At 39.5% G+C, this 22,402-nt stretch carries 24 protein-coding genes; 4 read left to right on the top strand and 20 right to left on the bottom strand.

Features of this window, described 5'->3' with window-relative positions; genetic code table 11:
• Positions 1-72: 72 nt before the first annotated feature.
• From RYH73_RS18350 to RYH73_RS18360, 3 genes are read right to left on the bottom strand one after another with little or no spacing between them, the layout of a single operon-like run.
• Positions 73-459, bottom strand: a complete 387-nt coding sequence (locus tag RYH73_RS18350) for a DUF3037 domain-containing protein (RefSeq protein WP_335314923.1) — start codon at positions 457-459, stop codon at positions 73-75.
• Positions 434-1,225: a HipA family kinase gene (locus RYH73_RS18355; protein WP_335314924.1), complete on the bottom strand. Its 792-nt coding sequence runs from the start codon at positions 1,223-1,225 to the stop codon at positions 434-436. The genes RYH73_RS18350 and RYH73_RS18355 overlap by 26 nt, the downstream gene beginning before the upstream one ends.
• Positions 1,222-2,307: a glycoside hydrolase family 18 protein gene (locus tag RYH73_RS18360; RefSeq protein WP_335314925.1), complete on the bottom strand. Its 1,086-nt coding sequence runs from the start codon at positions 2,305-2,307 to the stop codon at positions 1,222-1,224. Before RYH73_RS18360 ends, RYH73_RS18355 begins: the two co-directional genes overlap by 4 nt.
• A 330-nt stretch (positions 2,308-2,637) precedes the next feature.
• Here RYH73_RS18360 and RYH73_RS18365 point away from each other — a divergent pair, with 330 nt between their 5' ends.
• On the top strand, positions 2,638-2,949 hold the full coding sequence (locus tag RYH73_RS18365) for a GNAT family N-acetyltransferase (RefSeq protein WP_335314926.1): 312 nt from the start codon (positions 2,638-2,640) through the stop codon (positions 2,947-2,949).
• Positions 2,950-2,963: 14 nt separating this feature from the next.
• On the opposite strand, the gene RYH73_RS18370 is transcribed toward RYH73_RS18365, so the two are convergent.
• The 12 genes from RYH73_RS18370 to mobA all read right to left on the bottom strand — a co-directional run bounded on the left by RYH73_RS18370 (position 2,964) and on the right by mobA (position 14,254).
• Positions 2,964-3,227, bottom strand: a complete 264-nt coding sequence (locus tag RYH73_RS18370) for a hypothetical protein (RefSeq protein WP_335314927.1) — start codon at positions 3,225-3,227, stop codon at positions 2,964-2,966.
• Between the two features lie 10 nt (positions 3,228-3,237).
• Positions 3,238-3,756 carry a QcrA and Rieske domain-containing protein gene (locus RYH73_RS18375; RefSeq protein ID WP_335314928.1) on the bottom strand — a complete coding sequence of 173 codons (519 nt, stop codon included), beginning with the start codon at positions 3,754-3,756 and terminating at the stop codon, positions 3,238-3,240.
• Between the two features lie 2 nt (positions 3,757-3,758).
• Positions 3,759-4,328, bottom strand: a complete 570-nt coding sequence (locus RYH73_RS18380) for a 4Fe-4S dicluster domain-containing protein (protein WP_335314929.1) — start codon at positions 4,326-4,328, stop codon at positions 3,759-3,761.
• Between the two features lie 44 nt (positions 4,329-4,372).
• Positions 4,373-6,592, bottom strand: coding sequence for a molybdopterin oxidoreductase family protein (locus RYH73_RS18385; RefSeq protein ID WP_335314930.1), 2,220 nt, complete (start codon positions 6,590-6,592; stop codon positions 4,373-4,375).
• Positions 6,593-6,606: 14 nt separating this feature from the next.
• Complete coding sequence (locus tag RYH73_RS18390) at positions 6,607-7,608, bottom strand: MFS transporter (RefSeq protein WP_335314931.1); 1,002 nt, start codon at positions 7,606-7,608, stop codon at positions 6,607-6,609.
• A gap of 145 nt (positions 7,609-7,753) precedes the next feature.
• Positions 7,754-8,827, bottom strand: coding sequence for a tellurite resistance/C4-dicarboxylate transporter family protein (locus tag RYH73_RS18395; protein ID WP_335314932.1), 1,074 nt, complete (start codon positions 8,825-8,827; stop codon positions 7,754-7,756).
• A gap of 250 nt (positions 8,828-9,077) precedes the next feature.
• Complete coding sequence (locus tag RYH73_RS18400; protein ID WP_335314933.1) at positions 9,078-9,794, bottom strand: HAD family hydrolase; 717 nt, start codon at positions 9,792-9,794, stop codon at positions 9,078-9,080.
• A 2-nt stretch (positions 9,795-9,796) separates the two neighbouring features.
• On the bottom strand, positions 9,797-10,834 hold the full coding sequence (locus RYH73_RS18405; RefSeq protein WP_335314934.1) for a lysylphosphatidylglycerol synthase transmembrane domain-containing protein: 1,038 nt from the start codon (positions 10,832-10,834) through the stop codon (positions 9,797-9,799).
• Positions 10,835-11,779: a CDP-alcohol phosphatidyltransferase family protein gene (locus tag RYH73_RS18410; RefSeq protein ID WP_335314935.1), complete on the bottom strand. Its 945-nt coding sequence runs from the start codon at positions 11,777-11,779 to the stop codon at positions 10,835-10,837.
• A complete protein-coding gene (locus RYH73_RS18415) occupies positions 11,754-12,650 on the bottom strand; it encodes a hypothetical protein (protein ID WP_335314936.1) in 897 nt (298 codons plus the stop codon). Before RYH73_RS18415 ends, RYH73_RS18410 begins: the two co-directional genes overlap by 26 nt.
• A gap of 21 nt (positions 12,651-12,671) precedes the next feature.
• Positions 12,672-13,376, bottom strand: coding sequence for a nucleotidyltransferase family protein (locus tag RYH73_RS18420; protein WP_335314937.1), 705 nt, complete (start codon positions 13,374-13,376; stop codon positions 12,672-12,674).
• Positions 13,377-13,654: 278 nt separating this feature from the next.
• On the bottom strand, positions 13,655-14,254 hold the full coding sequence (gene mobA / locus RYH73_RS18425; RefSeq protein ID WP_335314938.1) for a molybdenum cofactor guanylyltransferase: 600 nt from the start codon (positions 14,252-14,254) through the stop codon (positions 13,655-13,657).
• A gap of 98 nt (positions 14,255-14,352) precedes the next feature.
• Between mobA and RYH73_RS18430 the strand changes: the two genes are divergently transcribed.
• The gene (locus RYH73_RS18430; RefSeq protein WP_335314939.1) at positions 14,353-15,570 is read left to right on the top strand and encodes an MFS transporter; all 1,218 of its coding nucleotides are present in this window, start codon (positions 14,353-14,355) and stop codon (positions 15,568-15,570) included.
• 45 nt (positions 15,571-15,615) lie between these two features.
• Here RYH73_RS18430 and RYH73_RS18435 read toward each other — a convergent pair whose 3' ends face one another.
• From RYH73_RS18435 to RYH73_RS18445, 3 genes are all read right to left on the bottom strand, one after another.
• The gene (locus RYH73_RS18435) at positions 15,616-15,816 is read right to left on the bottom strand and encodes a hypothetical protein (RefSeq protein WP_335314940.1); all 201 of its coding nucleotides are present in this window, start codon (positions 15,814-15,816) and stop codon (positions 15,616-15,618) included.
• A 262-nt stretch (positions 15,817-16,078) separates the two neighbouring features.
• Positions 16,079-18,532, bottom strand: coding sequence for a TonB-dependent receptor (locus RYH73_RS18440; protein WP_335314941.1), 2,454 nt, complete (start codon positions 18,530-18,532; stop codon positions 16,079-16,081).
• A 120-nt stretch (positions 18,533-18,652) separates the two neighbouring features.
• Positions 18,653-19,075: a hypothetical protein gene (locus RYH73_RS18445; RefSeq protein ID WP_335314942.1), complete on the bottom strand. Its 423-nt coding sequence runs from the start codon at positions 19,073-19,075 to the stop codon at positions 18,653-18,655.
• Positions 19,076-19,317: 242 nt separating this feature from the next.
• Here RYH73_RS18445 and RYH73_RS18450 point away from each other — a divergent pair, with 242 nt between their 5' ends.
• Together RYH73_RS18450 and RYH73_RS18455 are read left to right on the top strand one after the other, a co-directional pair.
• Positions 19,318-19,962 (top strand): FKBP-type peptidyl-prolyl cis-trans isomerase, encoded by a 645-nt coding sequence (locus RYH73_RS18450; protein WP_335314943.1) that lies wholly within the window; start codon positions 19,318-19,320, stop codon positions 19,960-19,962.
• 109 nt (positions 19,963-20,071) lie between these two features.
• Positions 20,072-20,338: a hypothetical protein gene (locus RYH73_RS18455; protein WP_335314944.1), complete on the top strand. Its 267-nt coding sequence runs from the start codon at positions 20,072-20,074 to the stop codon at positions 20,336-20,338.
• A gap of 196 nt (positions 20,339-20,534) precedes the next feature.
• On the opposite strand, the gene RYH73_RS18460 is transcribed toward RYH73_RS18455, so the two are convergent.
• Positions 20,535-21,269: a hypothetical protein gene (locus tag RYH73_RS18460; protein WP_335314945.1), complete on the bottom strand. Its 735-nt coding sequence runs from the start codon at positions 21,267-21,269 to the stop codon at positions 20,535-20,537.
• Positions 21,270-21,311: 42 nt separating this feature from the next.
• Complete coding sequence (locus tag RYH73_RS18465) at positions 21,312-21,737, bottom strand: hypothetical protein (protein ID WP_335314946.1); 426 nt, start codon at positions 21,735-21,737, stop codon at positions 21,312-21,314.
• Between the last annotated feature and the right edge of the window lie 665 nt (positions 21,738-22,402).

The following is a 22,402-nucleotide window of genomic DNA, read 5'->3' on the forward strand; positions in this document are numbered from 1 at the left end:
GTGTTTGTGATAAGTCTGATCATCGACTACAAAGATACATTATTTACTTACCCTTATAAAAAGTAGTTGTAATTAAAGCACTAATTGCTCAAATAACCGGTTCAGTTTAGCCTCAGGGTTTTCACATAAACCTAAGTGAACTTTTGAAGTTTGTAAGATGGTGCTTCGTGTTGCCGTTAGCCATCGAAATCGGTCAGCCTGACCAAGTTGACCGATCGCCCCCCCGGCCTTACCGCCGATACAGATTTTTTTAAATGACTCTAAATGAGCTACAACCTCATCTGCTTCGACCTTTTCGTCAACTACATACCATTTTTCTATATCAATGTGATATTGCATTTGTAGAAACTTATGTTTTGCACAATAAAGTACTAACCCGATATTCAGAAACTCCTCACGTTCTACACGCGGCACCAAACGTATCACAGCATACTCAAACACGTGCCGTTCTTGCTTCATTAACTCCATTAATAAAAATTTCAGAATTTCTCAATCGCGAATTTAAAAAGTAAGCATAAGCTTGGCGATGTTCCATAGTCGATTGAAAGTTCGGCTCGTTCTCCAACCAATCGTCCGGGATCAATGCTACAACCTCTTGTATGAACACTTCATTTAATAACTCTTTTGCGAAATGGTCAACCTCATTTAATAGAGATGCCTGCTTTAATAAAACATGGTCTTTAATCTGAACAAAGGGTTTCAACGCTTGTTCCTTCCAGTTGAGCCAACTATGATGAAAATATAAAGAAGCCCCCTGGTCGATCAGCCACAGCTCTTTATGCCACATGAGCATGTTCGTATTTTTAACGGTACGGTCGACATTCATCAACAAGGCGTCCAACCAGACAATTTTTGAAGCCAATAATGCCTCTATCGTATTAACTACAGGATCAAACGTAATCGCGCCTGACAGATAATGCACGCCGAGGTTTAGGCCTACACTAAACTTTAACAAATCTTGAATTTCTTCATCTGGTTCGAGACGACCAAAATCAGCTTCCAAATGAGCAAAAACCAGCTCAGGCACTTTCAAACCAAGCGCGCGGGCTATTTCACTTCCTATAAGTTCAGCAATCAGGGCTCTTGTGCCTTGCCCTGCTCCCCTAAATTTCAACACATATAAAAAATCGTCATCTGCCTCCACAATGGCAGGCATTGAGCCTCCCTCTCTTAATGGCGTTACATAACGAACCACATTCACATTTCTAAATTGCAACTCCTTCATTGTTTTACAAGCCCATTGATTGCATCCAACATGCCATCTTTAAAGGTATCTAAAGTAAGTTCCCAAAACATAATTCCGCCCAATTTATGGTTCAAAGCATAGTTGGTTTTCGCTCTCACAGAGCTCAGGTCGTCACCTGTGGCGAAAAGTCTTTGCTTTTTATTATACCAATAAGACGCCTGTGCTTTCTTATCCCAAAAATAGACCCATCCATTTTGTGTGGTTAAATTGGTCTCGTAGGATTTGAAATCATAACCACTTCTATGTTTCCCAGCTTGATACAGGCCGTTATTCACATCATTGACATTTTCCCAAACACGCGTGTAGAATGCTGCTCCAATAACCAGTTTATGAGCAGGAATACCCTTCCTCAATAGAAATTGTACCGCTCTATCCGTAGATTCTTCCTTACTATCCGTGCTGAACACCGGTGTATGATGCCCGGTAACCGTTGCATAGCCATTCACTAAATCATAACTCATGATATTAACACGATCAACCAGTGGCATAATTTTTTCCCATTCCACAGATTCGTCCAAGTATTTCTGAAAACCACCTGCAGCAAAACTTAATTCATGCGTCCCCAACGTTTGTCTCAATTCTTGAATCAAGGCTGTAAAGTTTTGTTTATCCTGCGCTTGGTACAAATGGCCTGGATGTCCTTCTATGGTAGGGTATTCCCAATCAAGATCAATGCCGTCCGTCTGAAAATAATCGTTCACTTTTTTCACCGAACGTGCGAATTTTGTCCGGCCGGCAGCCGTAGAAAAAGCTTCTGAGCATGGAGCACAACCGCCCCATCCGCCTAAAGATAACATGATCTTCAGTTTAGGATGACGTTTCTTTAACGAAACAAGATACTTGATGGTTGTCGAATCCTTTGCATTATCCACATGCAATTCACCATCCTCAAGATGACAAAAGCTGAAAATAATATGACTTAATTTAGTTACCTCAAACTGGTCTATCTGTTTATCATTTCCCGTATAATAGGCGATAACCGAAAAGTCATTGTCCACCTGAGCAGATAAATTGGTAAATAGGAAAAGAGATACGAATGCAATAAGTAATTTTCTGTACATATAAATTGATTTTAGAAAATATAAAACCAAACTTAGGTAAAATGCCTCGTATTACGAACAGAATACAACAAATTCAGCAGAGAAATCCAGTTGACATTTTGGGATAATCCACTCCAATATGCTCCTAGCTTGATAAACCAGTAAATTGTAATATTTGCTTTCAAAGACTGAGAATAATTATAAAAACAGGCTGTAAAATCGTAGCTTTGTTTAGCTGGTTTAAAGGTATAATGTTCAGTAAAGCAAGCCCGTATGTAGGCAAAACAGGGCTGAAGGAATAAGAAAGTTATTTTGCCAAAAAGTTAGTCTAGTACGTAACACACAAAATGAATGAAAGACGAATTCAGCACCCTTGAACTAATCAAAAATACGACGAATAGTCGATTTGAACTCCTTGTGGAAAATCAGAAAGCTTTTATTGATTTCAAGGAACGCAATAAGAAAATATACCTAATACATACGGAGGTCCCCGGGCAACTGGAAGGAAAGGGAGTGTCTTCTGCCCTTATCGAGAAAACGCTCCTGTACATCGAGCAAAACGGCTATAAGTTAATTGCTTTATGTCCGGCAGTAGTTGCTTTTATAAGAAGGCATCCGGAATGGAAACGCTTGCTTGATCTGGAACAAAGTGACATTGTTTAAATTCTTCGTTTCGCCTATTTATTTTTCTTCTTGCTTGTTTGCTTTAATGGATCCGGTAGATAACGTAATATCAGGAAAGAGGCCACCGCTAACAAAAGCGAGCCCACAAAAGTAGTAATAGCAAAATAAATGTTATCTTGAAGGGCATTATTCAATGCGCCAAATAGAAACCATATTTGTAAGCTTACAAAAAAGATCAACAATAAAATGATCCCTAACATCAAGGTGTTGGTTTTATTAGGATGCGCCTCATTCTGAGAAGTTCTAAAATCACTCATAGTTTAAAAATTAAGTAAGACGTTGTTTCACATACACTTTTCCTTCCCGTACAACAACCTCTAATTGAGGTAGCGGACGTGGAGGCGGCCCCTGCAGCACTTCGCCGGTATCTGCACTGAAAAAACCATGATGACAAGGGCATTCGATTTTTTTCAAATCATCACGATAGCGTACAGCGCAAGTAAGATGAGTACATTTTTGTTCAAAAGCGCGCCATTCATTGGCGGCTAAATGAATTAATATGTAAGGAACAATACGATTTCCCTCAATTTCAAACTGAAACATTTCACCTAACGGAACATCCTGCTCTTGACAAACAAAATGCTCCCCTTCTAAGGGCTTAGCAGGAAAAAGCAAAGACCGAATAACGATAATGCCATTCGCCAATGCAAGTGTACCGGAAAACAGTGCTAAAAACTTTGCAAATTCCCTTCGACTGACATGGGTTGCTTTTTTTTGTTGAATAGGAAAATCACTTTTCCAATTGGGTAAATTTTCTGGCTCTTGAAGTGTATTTTTTTGCGTCATAGCTATTCGACTATCAATTGACTGGTTCCCTTCGGCATCATCACATAAACCTTCGTTGTTACTTCCTGATTTCCAAACTTAAATGAATTTACAGGTACACTGTTCGGTCTCATTCGCTCAATCTCTTCCCGTGTACCATAAAAAAGTGCCTGACTAGGACATACGGTAGCACACATTGGTTTCTTACCTGCACTTGTTCGATCATAACACATGTTGCACTTCATCATCAATTCTGCTTCTTCGATCTTCTTGGGAACCCCGAAAGGACAAGCCAACACGCAATTCGAACAACCGATGCAACGCGGTGTATTTGCGGAGTGAACAACCCCAAAATCATCTTGATGAATCGCATCAGCAGGGCAAACATTCGCACAAGCCGGATTTTCACAATGCATACAAACTTGTACCGTTGTCTGTACACTTACGGCCCGATCTACATAATTGACGTGTATCATACTTTCCTGCCCATTGGTTTCGCATTCCGCACAAGCCATTTCACAAGCATGGCAACCAATACAGCGCTGCATATCTACAAAGAACGCCATATCCATATTGTAATTCGTTTCCGGCATGTTAAATTCGATTTGTTTATGAATCTTCTTAATTACTTCTTATGTTATAAATGGCTTTGATAAGCCATTTCTTTTACTTTCTCAGAGGCAACCTTACCTGTTGGAATAAGCTGACAGGCACATACCTTGAATTCCGGTATCTTTGAAACGGGATCGAGATTGCCAATGGTTAGTTGATTTGCTGCGTGCTTCCCTCCCCAATGGTAGGGAATAAACACGGTATCTTCCCGAATCGTTTCTACTACTTGAGCAGGAAACTCGGCTTCGCCCCTTCTTGTTTTTACACGGATCATATCTCCATTCTGAATGCCATAGCGGAATGCCAGTTCCGGATGTATTTCCAAGAGTGGTTCCGGGTATTGGTCAACCAGCTTCCCTATTCGTCGCGTTGATGTACCACTTAGGTACTGTGATACGACCCGTCCGGTGGTCAGCACAACAGGATACTCCTTATCCGTTACTTCAGACGGTGGTTTAAAACTAACTGGGTTAAAGTGAGCTTTCCCATCCTGTGTTTTAAATTTTCTATCCTCCCATAGTCTTGGTGTACCAGGGTGATCGAGTGAAGGACACGGCCAGAATACCCCCATATTATTTACAACTTTTTCGTAAGTGATGCCAAAATAATCAGCAGTTCCACCTTTCGATGCGAGTCGTAATTCATTAAAAATTGCCTCGCTCGAATCATAGCTGAATTTATCCTTTACGTTCAACCTCGCAGCCAATTCCATTAGAATTTCACCATCCTTTCTTGCATTCCCAGGCGGAGTAACGGCGGCGTTGATCTTCACCACTCTTCCCTCCGCGGTAGTAACGGTTCCTTCTTCTTCCTCATGTAAGGATCCTGCCATAATTATATCCGCGTATCGGGCCGTTTCACTTAGAAAGCTATCAATACACATGTAAAACTCGAGCTTTTCTAAAGCTTCTCGCACATAATTATTATTCGGTAAAGACACCAATGGATTAAAACAAATAGAAATCAATCCCTTAATTTCTCCCCGATGGATAGCCTCAATTTGTTCATAAGCTGTTAAGCCCTTACCAGGCATATCGTGCTCATTAATTCCCCACACATCCGCTATGTAATTACGATGTTCAGGATTGGTAATATCTCGGTTACCAGGCAGCTGATCGCATTTATGACCGTGTTCTCGCCCCCCCTGCCCATTGCCTTGGCCCGTAATGGTTCCATAACCACAATAGGGCTTACCTATACGTCCCGTAGCCAATACCAAGTTAATACAACTCAACACATTATCTACCCCTTTAGTATGGTGTTCAATTCCACGTGCATGTAGTAAAAAACTCGTCTTCGCCTTCCCCCAAAGACGCGCGGCTTCAAAAATCTTCGCTTTGGCTACGCCGGTATGTTTTTCTGCCCAATCTAAATCATAATCCTTCACAGTCTCAATTGTTTCCTGAAAACCACTGGTATGATCGGCTATAAATTCGTGGTCCAACCAATCATTATCAACCAATACCTTAAGCATCGCTCCAAAAAGAGCAGAATCCCCTCCAGGTCTTACATCCAAGTGCAGATCTGCCGTACGGGCCAACGGAATGACCCGCGGATCAACCACAATCAATTTGGCGCCATTATCCCGTGCTCGCCAAATATAATGTGTAAGCGTAGGAAAAGTTTCGCTGATATTAGCCCCAGCAACAATGATCACTTCCGCATGGGCCAAATCGGCCCAGCTGTTCGAGCTCCTATCTAAGCCAAACGCTTTTTTGTTCCCTGCTCCTGCACTCACCATACAAAGTCGACCATTATAATCCAGATTAGCTGTTTTAAGCGCTACTCGGGCAAACTTTCCGATCATGTAGCTTTTTTCATTCGTTAGGGAAACACCGCTTAACATAGCAAAAGCATCCTTACCGTAACTTTCCTGTATACGTTTTATCTCGTTGATTGTCTTATCCATCGCCTCGTTCCACGACACCTCTTCAAAACCTCTTCCTTCTACTCGCTTTAATGGCGCTAATAACCTATCAGGATGATTATTCTGAAGATAACGCTCAACGCCTTTCGGACATAGCCGTCCTTCATTAAAAGGAAACTCCATCCACGGCTCAAACCCAACTACCTTATTTTCTTTCACTTTTAACTGAATCCCACATTGCATGCCACAATAACAGCAGTGTGTCTTCACTAAATCGTCCGGTTCGTGGGAACCATAAAAACCGGCTTGAGGGGCATATGCCTTATGTGGACCAAATTGGGCGATTAGCTCATCAACCGTTACAGGAAGTGTTGCCATAATATTATTTTAAATTAGCCAAAAAAGCGACCAGCATCCCTTCTGGCTTCAAAATGAGCTCTTGCTAAAGCAGAACGCTTTCCTTCCGGACTCAAATCCAGATGGCTCGAACCATCGGGTTTACTAAAATCAAACCCAAGTTCCTTTGTTACCTCTTTTAAATCTTCAATATGTGTTTTCGATGCAAATTCTTTTTTAGTATGGGGACATACAGCCATACCCCGGCGTGAACCCTCTATTTTATACAGATTCGCCCCCAATTGAGCAAAACGCTGGTAGATATGAAAAAATTTACCGAATGGTAGCCATAACAGAAATAAAATGACCGTGATCGCATGTGTAACCGCCATAAACTGATAGGTTTTTCCCTCCAGAAATGTGTAATCATAGGAAATTCCCAATCCTGTAACAGAAATAGCTATCAATAATATCAAGGGCAGCAAATCGTCATCAAAAGTCTGTATAGCAATTAATCCGCCGTTTGTAAATCGACGTCTCATCATAATTATAGCCCCTATCGTAACCAGAACGGAGCACCAGACCAAGCAATGAAAAGCGAAAAAAGCTAAAGGAGATCCGAGCTGAAAGGTTCCTGCTTCAAAACCAAAGAGCATAGCATGATAGGTGGTATCATCTCCCGATCCTAACTCAAAATGAATCCATCCAAAAGTAAGGGGGATCGTAACGGCAAATGCCATCAAACAACCACTAGCCAGTAGGAAATGTCCGAACCATCTAGTTTTACTTCGATAAGCGATAAACCGTTGAAAAAGAATATTCCTAAAAAATAATTGTATAGTTCGCCATAAATAAGGAAAGAAATGCACACTAAAAAGGAAACCGATGCTTCTTCGCCAATAAAGTTTAGTAGGTGGCCGTTGCACCCAAACCGCGTAACGGTAAGTAGTTCCAAAAACGGCAAAGATCGTACCCGTTAAATAAGCAATTAACGCCGGATCAAAATTCTGCAGTTTGCGCGAACCGATCCAAACGAAAACAACTACTAAAACCGTCATTGTCAAAGCTTTTAAGAAAGCACGTCGATTTAAGGTTTGGAAGAGCTTGTACATAACTTAGTAAATATTTCCGATGGTTCACCACATTGAAGCAATACGCTTCATTAACAATTCTTCCCCATAATTGTTTGCTTTATTTAAAGAATTATATAACCTCCTGTTCTTTTCCTTTTTTTCCGCCAAGCGATAAAAGATATCTGATAAATCCTAAAACGACAGCTGCCCATGCAAACAAGGCGATATATATAAAGGTAGTAGGAATGATTTTAAGGAAAGAAATGGCAAGTGCATCGCTGAGTCGGAACGTACAAACGGTATACATGCCTAAGGGAAAAACCATGGCCCAATACGTAGGGTCGTAACCTTTCGCACTAGTTGGGACAGGCACTCGCTTGATCGCATGACGCCAAAACCCTAGTAACAATAAGAGTGGTATCCACCAGGTTCCTGCCGCCCAATAGAATAACGTAAAGCCCTTTAAAAAAGGAAGGATTTGAGAAAGGAAATCAAAATCGTCCGCATGAAGAATAAGCATTGATCCCGCTAAAGTCGAAATTGCAGTTGCTCCCATATTGATCCAGTAAGGAGCGCCAAACTCAGTAGCATGCAAGGAAAAAAAAGAGAGACGGTATATAATGAGCGACATAATATACAAATAAAAAATACAGCCTAACAAGAAGAAACACAAGGCTACAAATAAACCAATGTAACTTAAACTCCCCAACCCCTCGGCAATAAAGGAAATAAGAACAGACAGGGCTTGTATTGCGACGATAAACACCAGCCAAGTACCGTTAATCCCTTCGTTTAAAGGTTTTTTATCTTCTGTCACCGTTATATGAAAAAAAAATCCGTAACCTATTAGCAGCCAAACGAGTAGCGCCAACAAAAGTATCAGACGGGCCAATGCAAAAGCTTGATAAAATAAAATAACCTGATTCCCCAGTATACACAAAGCTGCTATGATTGTAAAAAAACCAGGTCCTCTTTGATAGCTTTTAAAATCTTGCCAAACTTCTGCACGATAATAAATAATTCTGTAAATGAACAAAACGGACAAAGCCAGAAAAAAAAACAGGTTGGCGTAGAAAAGAAACCAGGCTAACGTGCTAAAACCAACTAGAAGTGCAGCAATTGAAATAATACCCGTTGCCATTACCATCGCAAAATAACCTGGCAATAAGTTTCTGACTTTCTGCTCGAGCAGGTGTTTCATCATAATCGGTATGTACTTTAGATTGTGATTTATCACAACCATGATATAAACGGACAGCCAGTTTACCAATTTATACGGTAAGCTAATCGCTATCGTAACAAATCTAGTAAATAAAAGATTTAATTGCTTCACCTATTTTCACGATAAAACGTGGAAACTACCGATTTATCATAGGAAAGACATTCAGAAAAGAGGTATTATACGAAGGACGCCGGTCTAACGTTCGTTAGACCGGCAAGGAAAATAAGATGGTTTATACTACGGATGTATTTATTTTTCGGAGTGCCTCTTGAAGCTCTATGAAATCACCAATTTGAGCATCAGCAGATTCATTCCCAACAACTGAAAGGTCTTCTTGAATACCATCTACATTAAGCCAAATGGTTTTACAACCAACTTCCTTTGCAGGAATAATATCTTTCTTGAAAGAATCGCCGATCACAGCACACTCTGCAGCTTTAAAGCCGATATGATCCACTCCAAGTTGATAAATAGCCGGATTCGGTTTGCGTACACCTACTACTGCTGATTCCACAATATATTCAAAATAGTGGGCCAACCCGAAATCCGATAACACCGATTGAATATTACCATAAAAATTGGATACGAGTACCATTGGATATTGTCCTGCCAATTCATCAAGTGTTTTTTTTGCCTCCGAAACAGTTGCAACAACGAGCTCCATACAGCGACTAACAACTTCTTCTATTTTCGGATACCAATCATCTTTCAATTTCAGATGTGAAAATTGTAACTCTATTTTCAAACGTAATACATCACTGAAAATGTGATGAGGTTTAATGATAGGATTAATAGCCAAAGATTTTTCTCCGAAGGCATAAGCTTCCATGAATTGCTCGAAGCTAGTCTCTATCCCTGTTGCTTGATACGCTTCCCAGATAACGTTTGCCCAATGTCTCCCATTCGTATCAATCGTTCCGCCATAATCAAATAATAAACCTTTAATCATAGTTACCGTATATTCATGTTGTTTACTTCTTCTAACGTTTCATTCGGTTCTGCCTTTGTCTTTGACATGCGCATCAGCGCAAGGCCTATCATAATCCAAACAACTTCACGTATGCGCATAATAATGCCAATAAAAATACCTGCCGATGCCGGCATACCTACGCTTTTTAATGCCAATGCCAAGCCCCCTTCGCGTGTCCCCAACTGCATGGGAAAGAAAAAGATAAGATTAGCAAATAACGATGAACCGGAGCTAATAATGAGGGATTGCACAATACTCATGTTCAAACCGATCGCCTTCGCTGTACAAAAAATTTCCAGGCATCCCACAACCCTGGCAATGAATTCGAAAGCCAAAGACTTAAAAAAACGTTCTCTTCGCTCTGCGTACAACTCCGTAATTTGATTGTCGATTTCTTTAAGGCTATCGTATTTTTCTGTTACAAAGGCACCCACTTTTTTCTTTAGACCAGGAATCTTTGCCAACACCTTAAATGTACTTAAGGTAAATCCTTTCTTATAAACACGTCCAAACCAATAATATAGAACAATACCCGTAATGAACATCACAGCACATCCGATCACCATAATAGCGTTGATAGGAACGTATATTAAAATCAATATAATGGATCCCAGCCAGAATAACACATGCGAGAACATGTGCATTAAGCTATAGAGCAAAACAGACGAGCTGGCCTTTTGGATTCCCAACCGTGGTTTCAGTTCCATAATGCGATACGGTTCACCACCAAGCGCAACAAAAGGTGTAATATAATTAATGGCGTAACCACTAATTGTCAGTTTGAGTACCGCTAAAAAAGAAAGATTACTTGCAGGAATTTTGGGTTCTTGAATAATTGCTTTAAAAGCGACTGCATTCAGTATGTATATAACAAGCCAACTGCCGATGACGGGTAAAAACCACCATCCTGTCTTTTTTATGTTATCCCATATGACGTCCACGCCGAGGGCATATACCATATAGCATAAGGTTGCTATTCCGATAGCAAAAAAAAGTATTTTATAAATTTTGCTTGCCATTTACTCTTTGTATTCGTTAATGCGCTCATAAAAATGTGCACTCACCTTTTCTTGTCTATTACACATATAGATCAAAATGGGATTCAGAACAAAAAGATCAAAGAAGAAGTAAATCCAGGCATAGTCTATGAATAGCCATAAGAATAGAAAAATAACCCGCGTGTTAAATTGGACAATATTGGTATACTTCATCAAGGGCTTGTTCATTTGCCTAAAGTCATGAATTAAATTAACGGGCAAACCTTCTTTAAATTCACGACGTATAACACCTAATAACCGTTGCAACTTAGGCGAAAAGCGCTCTTGCATCTTGGTATAATTCAAATAGCCTCGAGAAACAAATTTTGTCCAGGCTTGCTTCGACCAGCTCATCTGATCGTACTCTTCCTGTAAATCTTTACTATTATCCAATTCACTTCCATTGGTTCCTTTAATAAAGAAAAGATGGACATTCCTATAATAATCAGCCATGGCCGATTGAACCAGATGCGATAAACCGGCGAGAATACCAAAGATCCAAATAGCGGCAGACCAGCCCTCATTCATCGCACGTAGGCAAATTGCAATATGAATGGAGGCAAACCAGAAATCACCGGCAAAACCATCGAGGATTCTACCAAATCTACTTTTGTTATTGGTAAGGCGCGCCAATTGTCCATCCGCACTATCAAGCGAATTAGCAAACATCAGCAGCAACATCCCAACAACATTAACAGATAGTGAGGGATAATAAAAAAGAACACCTGCTCCAACGCCAAAGAAGATGCTGATAATCGTTACTGCGTTTGGTGTTAAGCCCACCTTTTGACAGAAAAAAGCAATTTGAAGGCCTATAGGTCGATAGAAATAAATGTCTATTTTTTCTTCAGTATCATTTGATTTCAATGAACTCTCAAAAATGTCTTTATTCTCTTGCTTTTTATTTTTCACTTGCAATGACTCCATCTAGCTGTTTCTGAAAGATATTTACTAATAGTTGGGCTATAGCGGATGCGGCCGGTTCCCTACAAGGAGCGAAGCTTGGCCAATCATTCAAGTCGATAACAATAATATGGCCATCAGGGTCAATTATTGCGTCTCCTCCAAAAATATGTACCTTAAGCACCTCCGCTGCATCCAACGCTATTTGTTTCAATTTATCTTCATCAAACGGATTATATACCAATTTACTATTTATCTGTTCGTAATGGGCATATTTATGATGATTATGTTCATAAGGGTAAAACCAGTAGAAGAAATCGGTTCCTCGAACACCATAGAACTTGACCAAATCACCTGCCAGATGTTTTGAAATAACGGCATCAGGAATCCCTCTCAACGCATATTCCCTCAGTATTTCCAACCCTTCCTCTCTTGACGATACAAAGGTGACATCTTCTTTATGAATAGCATGAAAATCTCCACGTTTAATCCAAACACCAGGTTGGGGAAATTCGTTGAATAGGCGCTCATCGCGACAGTCGGTAGATACAATGATACTCTTCGGGTAAGGTATCTTATTGTCTATCAGTAAGTTGGTCATGTTTGTACGAAAACAATTCTCCACGCCAAAAGCCGAATTGATAACACGGGCTCCTTTCTCCTCTAATTGTTGTAATTTCTTCACCACCGCCTTCTCACGCGCCATTGAAACGATATAAGCATCTGCAGGGATTGTATTGTCCTGTAGAAACTCCTCCTCACTATAAATAAGCACATCGCAACCTTCCCTTTTCAGCGCCTCCACACTTAACAAAAAGATGGCTTCATCGTTCCCGATATGATTTGGAGAAAATGTTCTTCCTCGTCGAACACCTATTATTTTAATATTTTTCACTTCTTTTTTATTGCGATATCTTTAATCATCAAGCCATGCTTCTGCCTGCTGCAAATCGGCCAAATGATCGATATCTATTATTTTATCAAAGGTAAAGGCCTTTACATTTAAGTGCTCCGTTAATAGCAGCCGCTGAAAATTACGCATACGTTCGACATTGCTATTAATTGCTTTCGTTACACAATCCAATGCCTTTCGTCTTAAACAATAAATTCCACCGGAAACCAAGATATCCACGTCGTCCTTTGTATCATCATTAAATGCAACAATATCCGCATGCTGATTTGTCTTCACATACAGCGGACTTTCATCCTCAACAAAAGGGGTAACCGCCATCAAGGCATCTAATTTAGTATTGCTCCTAAATGCTTCCAGATAGTGTTCGAATTCATTTTCTTTAAAAATCGTATCTACGGTTGTTGCGCACAATTCATTCACATCAGGAAGTGATTTAATTAACTCATAAAAGCTATTTAGTGAGCTTGGCGTCGTCTTTTGTACTAGGCGTATATGAACATCGCCTGTGTAAGACTGCAATAAATCGGCCAATGCCGATGATTCTTCATTAACAATTATATGAATTGTATCGGCTCCCTGGCTTGCAAAAATCGCGATCAATCTTTCCACTAGCGATACACCATTCAACCGAGCTAACGGCTTTGGATAAGGATAGCCGCTTTTCGCTAAACGAGATCCTTCACCGGCAGCAATTATTGCAAAATCCATACGTAATTGTTATTTTTTAGCGCACAAACTTAGATAAAGTTTCGTTTAATTGAAAGTTCAACGCGCGATCCCGCTAAGATTTATTTTGTCAATTTAGCCAAAAAAAATTATTCAGCACCACTGATTTACTTTTAAAATCTATCGAGAAACCCCCAATACATCCTATTCGACTATGCCGTTTATAAATTGACCGAAGCTATACTTAAACATTTTTATTTTTTTTCCAAAAAAGTCAAACCGTCAAAAACACTTATTTTTTTACACAAAAAAAACAAAGACTAGGAACGGGTAGAAGTTTCTAGTGCGATAAGGGCTGCTTGATCATTAATATTCTGAAAGCAGTGCGCCACATCTTTTGAAAATACTCTCAACACTGTCTTTTCAGATGTCTCCGCAAATCTTATCATCCTTAACTGATCGGCCATGATCTGCTTTCGAACTTCGGCTATTAACGTACGTGGGTACAATGAAAATAGCGGATTTGGTTTGTCTTCTACAACTGAAAGAACGAGATGCTCGCTGTCGACTGATGAAATTAAATAGTGTATCATCTCAATAGATATAAGCGGCATATCGCATCCTACCAACAGTACTAGATCCGCAGTTGTATTTTCCAAGGCAGTCAAAAGTCCCCCCATTGGCCCTTTCTCAACAACACTATCTTTATATAATGGAAGATTGAATTTTTTATAGGCAGGGTGATGAGCAATGATCCGTACCGGTAATCCAGCTCTTTGTAACGTCTGTATGACATAAGACACCATTGGTTTCCCTCTTAAAGGCATCAAACCTTTGTCTTGCCCCATTCGGGAACTCTGTCCCCCCGCTAACACGAACGCTTCTATAGTCGTCAAATTCCTTTTTTGGTTGGAGATCATTCACATTTTATAAGTCAGACACGTGAAGATGGATCTTCGTTCTTCAACAAATTCTAAAAACTTTCACTAATTTAGAGAAAAAAACGAATTAGACCTGCATGAATTTTTCACTTCGCTTCCAACTCTCCTTTATGATGTTTTTAGAATATTTCATAAAAGGCGCTTGGTTTGTCACCTTAGGCACTTATCTCACCAGCAATTTAAAAGCTACCGGATTGGAAACCGCTAATATATTCTCTACGCACTCTTTAGGTGCCGTGGTTGCCCCCTTTTTTGTCGGCCTAATTGCCGACAAATATTTCCGTGCAGAACGATTGCTAGGTATATTGCATCTTTCTGGTGCCTTTTTACTGTTTTTAATGTATCAGGCGAATAATGCTCATGAATTTTATCCCTATATTTTAGCGTATTTTATTGTTTACATGTCTTCTTTAGCCATTAGTAATGCGATTTCATTTCGGCATTTGCCTATGCCCCGTGAACAGTTTCCAGCTATTCGCGTATGGGGTACTATTGGCTGGATCATTGCCGGTGTAGCAATCAGTTATATCTTTCACTGGGATAAAAGCGAAGCCATCGCTTCCGGTGCCCTGAAAAACACATTCCTACTCGGTTGCTGCTCGTCCTTACTGCTGGGTATATTCAGCTTTACACTTCCTTCTACGCCACCTATCAAAACTGAAAAAAACAAAGGTTGGAGCTCATTAATAGGCCTAGATGCCCTCCAACTGTTAAAGCAGAAGGATTTTCTTATTTTTTTTGTATCGGCCATATTAATCTGTATTCCCCTAGCCTTTTATTATCAAAATGCCAATCCCTTTTTAACCGCCATCGGTTTGCCTAATCCTACGGCGAAAATGGCATTAGGACAATTTTCCGAAGCCATTTGTCTGTTATTTATCCCTTTCTTTTTCTCTAGATTGGGTTATAAAAAGACCATTCTTATAGGCATCTCGGCATGGATTATACGCTATTTGCTTTTTGCTTACGGAAATGCAGACGACTTATCCTTTATGTTATTAACAGCCATTTTACTACATGGCGTTTGTTATGATTTTCTGTTCGTTGTGGGCCAAATTTATACAGATACCATTGCCGGTGAGCGATTTAAATCGTCCGCCCAGGGATTGGTTACCATTGCCATGTATGGTGTGGGCATGTTAATTGGTTTTTGGGTTGCCGGCTTTATAGCTGAGTATTTAAAAGCGCAACAGGTGATAAACTTTTGGAAGCAATTATGGATTTCTCCGGCTATTATTGCGGCTCTTGTTTTCGTGCTGTTTCTTTTCTTTTTTAAAGATCAAAGGAACAAATAAAAGCAAAGTCGTACGCAGCAAGCCATTCGCCTGTTTATGTATATTTTATCGCTTCGTAAAGGTGTTCAACCAGGTCACAATTTCATTGTCATCAACTGAAAAAATAAAAACTAACAGGATGATGATTAGTGAAAACAGTAATATACTGGAAAAATCAACCGTATTTTGTTTTTCCAAAAAAGTAACACCGTGTCTAGGTCTTCGTTTACCATTTCGTTGATTGTGGTTTATTCTTCTCGCGTACATAATAGGTTTTTTAATACTGACAAACTAAATTACCAAAATATTAAACGAGAAGATTGAGAAAGCAACGAATGATGCGCTTTTGTAATTTTTTGCACACAATTACATATAAATTAAAAAAAGAAGAGTGGGTATCCCACTCTTCGGAAGCTATTTATTGTGCTAATTGATATACCCCCATAGCAGATGCTGTTGCGGCAGTGCCTCCAACAAGATTTGCCCAGGCAACCCCACCCGGTAATACCGACATTTTTAAATTTGCGTCCTAGAGGGTGTAACCTATCGAAACTAAATAATTCCGAGGTGCTCCAGGGAAAAGTCGATTAAAATCAAAGCCACCCACCCAATAGGTTTTATTAAATACATTATTAAAATTGGCCTGTATCTTGAATTTATCAATACGATAGTATAATGCAGCATTCGCTATCCAATAGGCTGGTAGTTGTAAAATATCACTGTCTGTATTTCTGCGCGTGGCATAATTGGTACCAAAAGCGACACCAATTCCATCCAAGGCATTACCGGTAAAATTATATTTCATCCAAAGATTTCCTTGACTCTTGGGAGCATTCGGCATCATCTTCCCGATCTCACTTACATCATCACTTTCGGTTATCTTGGCAATATTGTACGAAAAATTACCCGTAATACTGAAATTGGGTGTTACATTTCCATAGGCTTCCAGCTCCACCCCCTTAGCCTGTTGCTGTCCTATCTGTCGAAGCAGGTCCGGGTTTCCCTCCGCTCCCGCATTTACTAAAATATTATTCTGTTCAATTCTGTAAATTGCTGTAGTAACGGATAAATTCTTGTTAAAAAATTCCATTTTTGCACCGGCTTCCACCATATTGCTGATCAATGGATCAAAGGGGCCGCCATAGGTTTCCGGATCTCCTATAGTGCTAACTGTTTGTGGTTGATACCCTTCTGTATAGGTTGCATAAAAACTTACAGGCTCAATTGGCGTATAGACAACACCAATTCTTGGAATAAACGCCTTCTGCTGTACATGCCTTTCATCTGCCTTTGTGTAGTTAAGCACATCAGTATAAAATTCCTGTCTAAAACCTAATAGAATTTGTAAGGCATTCCATTTCAATTGCTCCTGTACATATAATCCATTTACAAAATATTTAGTCGGCATTTCCTCTCGCGAAACATTAATATACTGCGAAATCTCGGAGATGGAGTAATCCGGATTCGCTAGATCAAAGTAAGGTACATTGGGTACCGGAATGTTATTTATAAATTGATATCGCTCCGGGTGCTGTGGGTCATAGGTACTATAAGTCCGTGTCCCGTCGCTACTTAAAAAACCGCTGGCATTATAGGTGGAGTTTCCTTTTGGAAATGTTTCTTGAATGTGATCATAACCAAGCAATAATTTATGTTCAAAAGGGCCTGTTTTGAAGTCGAAATTAAAATAGGTACTGAGGTTATCAATATAATTCTTTCGCAAACGACGGATGGTTTGCATTCCCATTAAAGTTGGAACTTGATTACCAATTGAATCTACCGCATATTGATTGGATGTACGGTGTTCCAACAAGTCTTCATCATAAAAAGATTTAAGGTATGATGCGTTGAAGGTAATGTGGTCAGAAAACCGATGTTGCAGCGAGATTGTTGAAAAAAGATTCAGCTCATTTTGGTAATCATTTTTCCGTCCAACGGCAAAAGATACGGGTGTCGAGTAAAGATCCGTACCAGCGGATGCCCCAAAAATAGGTTGTCCGCGATCAAGTCGACCTTTATTATATTGATACACCAAATCAAAATTAACGCGCGTTCGCTCATTCGGTATAAAAGAAAAAGAAGGGGCTAATACCAATGCGGAGCCATCTTGTAGTATACGGAAAGATTCTGCGTTCTGATAGGCTAAGTTAAGCCGGTACAGCAATGTTTTACGATCGTTCATGGGCCCTGTAAAATCCATGCTTGTCCGATAAGTATTATAGCTCCCTGTTGTAAAACTGATCGATTTGCGTGCCTCGTCCAAGGGCTTTTTGGTCACGGTGTTTATCGTACCTCCCGGGTCGGTATTAGCAAAAAGAGCGGACGCGGGTCCTTTGATCACCTCAATTCGCTCCACATAAGGTAACAAATTCTGTGCCCAGCCGCGGGTGGAAATACGCAAACCATTTATCAAGGTATTACTGGCGCGGAAACCTCTTAATACAAAATCATTATTATTGTACGAATATTGGTTCACACCACTCACGTTCTTAATCGCATCACTGGTTTTAAAAGCAAGCTGATCATCGAGGGTCTCTTTGGTCACATAACTGATTGATTGCGGAACTTCTTTAATGGGTGTTGCTGTTTTTGTACCACTAAAGCTATTGGTATTCTTGTACCCGCTTTCTTTCCGTCCAATCACCTCCACTGATTGTAACGCCTCTTGGTTTGATTCAAGCTGGATATTCAGGGGTAGGTTTTCCCCTTCTTTTACGGATAGATTCATCTCGTAATGCTTATAACCAATAAAACTTAAATGTAGGCTGTGTGCGCCTGATGCTACAATAAATTGGAAACGCCCCTCTTGATCGGTTTTAGCGATAGTTGATTTACTGTCTAACCAAATGGTCACGCCGGGCAGCGGATCACCCTGTTGATCTTTGACGATCCCCTGTAGCTGCGCTTGCCGCTTATCGATTTGTGCTGTCAGTGTTGAGCAGGAGAAAAGCGTAATAAGTAGGAGGAAAAGTTGATATTTCATGCAATATTATTTAAACTGATTCTAAAGAGAACGCAAATATAAAAATATCCAGCCCTTTATTTAGAATCAGTAAAAATAATTTTCAAAACGTCGGATAAGTTAACCAATAATGGTACGGAACTACTTCACGACATACCTCTTTTTTAAGTCGCGCATTAACTTCTTCACGACCGCTTTGCCTGCATTGAATCCGTTTGTTCCATTCGGACTTGCTTTATAGGTAGTCGATTCCCAAAGCACTCCCCCTTTTTTGTCTACTATTTTTGCAGTCAATGCATAAGAGGTTCCTCCCCATGACGTGGCGGTGATGCCCTTCGATGCTTCCACATTCATCTTCAGCAGCAAATCGGCCTTGTCCGATGTGGAGACCAGTGTCCAGTAATTCCACTCCGCTAATCGGTTTGCTAGTTCTTCCGCTGTTTTCAACACTTGTTCATTTTTGGAATCCACCTCTATAAAGAGTTTTTCCTTCGAGCCATCGTCTCGGCCAAATAAGGGGCCCATGATGAATAAGAACCATATGCTGCTTATTAATAATTTCATTCGTTCCTTTTGTTTTATGATTTATCACGAAACTAAGGTCTTATTCATTCATTTTCAATCGCAGAAAACCATTAATTTTTAATCAGGCAGGTTAGATTTATCCGACGCTATCAATATCAATTTCCGCTAAAACAATTTATTGTAGCGAAAGCCTGCGCATAAACGTTAAAAGACCAATACGGCTATGCAGATATCATAAATCAAGCCGAATAATACCAAAGAAAAAATTAACATATATATAAATGAAACACACAAACAAAATTTTATTCCTCCTTTTTGGAGCAGTAATCGCCTTTTCAGCCTGTAACAAGACTGACTTTGATGAGCTACAAAGAGAACAAGAAAGACAGGATTCCATCGAAAGAGTACGTATCGAAAAACTGATTGCAGAACAGACGCCCTTATTGAAGGCATATGTGGAAGATAAATGGGAAAACCCAATTCGCGATACAACGACCGGCATTTGGTTTGAAATATTAGCTCCCGGACAACAGGATTCTTATACTTACAAACGCAATTCTATGGGCCAAATCGTTGCTCCTACCATTGAGGTCAAATACAAAGGGCAATTGTTAAACGGTACTATTTTTGGCGAGACCAGTGAAGAATCGGCAAACAATAAAACGTTGAAAATAAATTTGGCTGATCAAAGCCGAGATATTGTTGTTTTAGCGTGGCACTCGGCCTTTTTACCAAAAGAAATTCCTTACAATGGTCAAAACCATAGAACCGGTGGTTTAACTGCAAACGGACTAAAAAAAGGTTCAAAAATTCGTTTTGCGACTCCTTCACCTTGGGGCTATGACACTCGGTCAAGAGACAAAATCCCAGCCAACTCACCTTTAGTATTTGAAATTGAAGTGGTTAACATCAGCGATGAAGTATAGGTATCTAGAGGTTCACGCAAAAACATTTGTTTATTTCAAATCATTGTTGCCCGGCGAAAAATAAAAAGGAGCAGTAGAAATTAATCAAACCGCTCCGAGATTTATACTTTTGAGTTGTCACACCAAAAAGTATGAACAAAGTAATTATTTCAGTGGACAGCCACTGGTCAGTCAGCCGATAAAATATCTTGACAGGGAAGAAATTACCCTGACAGCCAAAGGAGAAGGTAGATGGGCTTTCTCCAATATCGCCTCCTTTGTAAGACACCACGCCCTCACTTATATTAATCTATTTAAGTTTCTGGATAATCCTAATATCGATTGGAATAAATTAGCTCCCCCAAATCACGAACAGTTAAATATCTTTCAGACATAACCATGCTATTAAAATTTTTCCCCAATCCGCTTCTAAATCCTGTTTGCTACAGTAAATGCTTCTGTTACAAATTTTAACCGGACACTAGTGGTTTTAAAGTTTTGGACGGTAGTGTTTGACACTTAAGAATACGTTTAGCTTAAATCAATTTTACACACTTCCTTATGCCGGTCAAGTCTTATCTCTAATCAGTCCCCTATGGAATAATAGGACCAAAATTATAACCGTATCGATACAGTCGTATACGTATAATATTCATCGTCATATGTGAATCAGAAACTGCAGTATTTCTAGGTGCGAAGCTAATGACTATATATGCTGGTTTTCCATATACGGCCTCGTCTGGATCTGGTAAAAGTCCTTGGGCACCAACACTCGCTCTGGCCATTCTAGAACCACCAGGTAAGTACTCCCAGCTCATAATTGATTTACCTTCAAAGCCTATAGATGGTTGGCCTGCCTTCTCAAATAACTGTGGAGCCGTATGCCATGGAAACCTTTCCCTAAAGATATAACATTCTATGAAAGGATCTCTATTTTGCGAAGGGTGTCCATTCCCACTGGTGCTAAGATTATCAGTAAGGGCATACTCGACTGTAATTGTATAATAGCCAGGTTTTGAAAAGAAATCATGTTTTATAACTATCGCTTGCGCCTTTTTGTTGGGAGCATAAGGGAGGGGGCTGCCGTTTCTTATATTAATGGCCTTCAATTCGACGGTTCCTCTCCACCTCGACTGAACAGGATTTCCAATACCAGCCAATTCAGATCCGTCTGGGATTGTTACGAATGACCAACCGTAAATTTCTGATGACAGATTGTTCACTGAAAACGCAGTATTTATTGTCCTTGTGTCCAGTAATTGTAACTGTGCAAAAGAATACGACGTTATCATCAATAACATAAAACTAAGTAAAAGTTTATTTTTCATTTTCTTAATTGGGTTTAATTTTGTCATTTGCACTTCCGTCAATTACTTTATTTTTTTATATACCATTTGGATTATTTCCTGATTTTCACCATTTTTAGATGTATTTCTAACAAGCATTCTGTCTTTTCCCTGTTTGGAATAGAAAAACTTCTCCTTGTTAATCGTAACAATAAATTCGTTGTCCTCGATGTGAGAAAGAGTATATTCGATGTCCGACGACGTTTGATTATTAGAGATGATACACAGTTTAGATTCATCAAACTTTATGGAAATATTGGTTTTTCCTACTATTACCGAGTCTATCGGTTCTCCTTCATTAAGTGTTACATTTTTTATACTTTCAACACTCCAAGTCCCTATAAGATTTTCATTAAACAATGGAGCATTATTCGAAATTCCTTCCTTTTTACAGCCGAAAATCACTAAAGTAAAAAATGCAAATAATTTACTTGATAAGTTTAGTTTCATAATTTATATAATTTTTTTTTCAAAAATAACATTTTTTTTAAAAAAACAACAATTATAAGTCAATTTTTGAAATTATCGAAAAATACTTTTTGAAGAATATATGATAGCGATTTTCGGAAGAAACTCCGTTAAGATTGTCTTATTATATTCTGAAATGTATAGTTACATTGATTGACCAATTGAATTATGTACCCTCCGACCTCTAATCAAGTCAATCATAAGCATTCTTTGGATCGGCGGCAAACAGAACATAGTGCCAATTCTATACGAAACTAATGGATTACCGTTATAGCGAGACTCACCAAATTGGCTGGATATCAAAACCCAGACTGCTTGTATGAGGCCCAACAGACATTTAAGACTCAATAAAAATGGTGAACTCGTGATCAGCCTCCTGGCAGTGGACGATATTACTTACCTCCGAAGTAGCTGACCTAATTCAGAGACAAGGGTTTAACATCTAGCCTATAAAACAAACGAGATACGTATTCATATTCATATGGCTGTAAAAAGCTATCAACGAGGGATCAAACGGCACTTTCACCCGACCGACAAGCTTGGAAACTCCCTATTGATCCCCATTTGATCCCTTCGATATCCTTATCCAAACGAACAAGGTACGAAGCTGGTACGACAATGGACTTAGCGTTTGACATCAAATTAAA

Origin of the sequence: Olivibacter sp. CPCC 100613, from assembly GCF_036959255.1 — a bacterium.
Taxonomy (GTDB): domain Bacteria; phylum Bacteroidota; class Bacteroidia; order Sphingobacteriales; family Sphingobacteriaceae; genus Olivibacter.